The organism is Streptosporangium minutum, assembly GCF_002149035.1.
In the GTDB taxonomy this organism is placed as follows: Bacteria; Actinomycetota; Actinomycetes; order Streptosporangiales; family Streptosporangiaceae; genus Streptosporangium; species Streptosporangium minutum.
This window is the reverse complement of sequence record NZ_NGFP01000504.1, coordinates 1-1,321: the sequence shown is the minus strand read 5'-3', so window position 1 is coordinate 1,321 and position 1,321 is coordinate 1. Positions and strand designations below refer to the sequence as shown.

The following is a 1,321-nucleotide window of genomic DNA, read 5'->3' as shown; positions in this document are numbered from 1 at the left end:
GTCCAGCGTGCCGCCGGTCGTCCCGCCCGACCCGCTCCCCCGGCGGATCCCCTCCGAGCAGAACCAGAACGGCGCGCAGGCAGGAGACCGACCCCATGGCCGTTGACACCATCGCCGCCACCGGCACGCTGGAGAGCCTCGCCGACAGGATCGCGGAGACCGCGCAGCGGGAGCGGCACACCTCCCGGGAGGAGCACCCGACGGGCCCCGACGCCCTGATCCTGCTGGCCGAGGCCATGCGGGACGGGGGCGGCGCGCTCGCCGGCGTGGACCTCCTCCACGTCTATCCGCCCGAGGCCCTCCTCCCCGATCGCCGGGCACCGGGCTGGGAGGCCGCACTCACCCTGCTGCGCGTCGCCCGCGACATCCTGATCTTCATGCCGGTCTTCATCACCTGGCTCATGTTGCAGAAGGCCCTCACCGCCTATGGCGAGGCCGGGTCGCCCCCGTCCTTCCTGCTCGGCTGGCAGGCGGGCACCTTCGGAGGCCGCCCGTTCACCCCGCTCAGCGACGCGGCGATGGCGGTGGCGCTGTTCGTGGCGCTGGTCATGGTGTGCGCGGCGACCGTTCACTTCGGCGAGAGCCACGTGGCGCGGTTCACCTCCAACGAGAGAGCCCGGCGCCAGCTCGCTCAGGACCTGGCCCTGGCCACGCTGCTGATACCACCGTCACCCGAGGAGGTGCGCCTGTCGATCCGCGAGGTGGCCCGGCAGCTACCGGCCCTGCAGTCCAGTACGGCGCAGCTCGTGCTGGCCCTGGAACGGACCTCCGACGAGATCAGGGCGGCGCTGGAGGGCGGGCCGGGCCGGCAGATCAGTGACGCGCTGGACCTCTGGGTCGCCAAGTCCGCCGCGCTGGAGAGCGCCCTCAGCGCCATCCAGATCCCCTCCACCACGTTGAAGGAGTTCGAGCAGCTCCAGCGGCGGATCCACGAGGACCGGCAGGCGGTGCGCCAGGAGCTGAACGACCTCGTGCGGAGGATCCAGGCCGTCTCCGACGGCTCCGACCGGCAGGTGGAGGCGGCGCAGCGGCTCGTGAGCGATGTGATGGGCGGCTTCGGCGACTCGCTGGGCCGGTTCAACGACGGAGTCGACGACCTGGCGAAGGCCACCGACCGGCTCCGCCGTTTCGTGGACGCCGCCCAGCAGTTCGTCGTCCAGGTCAGTAACCGCGACGGCCGGGGGGACTGGTGAGGCGGGTGAGGGAGCGGCTCACGGCGGCGCATCTGGCGGGCTGGCTCTTCGCCGACCTGCTCCTGGTGCTGTTCCTCGTGTCGCTGTCGGCGCAGCCCTCTCCCCCGCCCACGGCGCCCGCCGTGTCC

Annotated in this window: 1 protein-coding gene; it reads left to right on the top strand. The window is 72.5% G+C overall.

Annotation, left to right across the window (positions count from 1 at the left end):
• The first annotated feature begins 95 nt into the window (after positions 1 to 95).
• On the top strand, positions 96 to 1,193 hold the full coding sequence (locus tag CA984_RS44035; protein WP_086579161.1) for a hypothetical protein: 1,098 nt from the start codon (positions 96 to 98) through the stop codon (positions 1,191 to 1,193).
• The last annotated feature ends 128 nt before the right edge of the window (positions 1,194 to 1,321 follow it).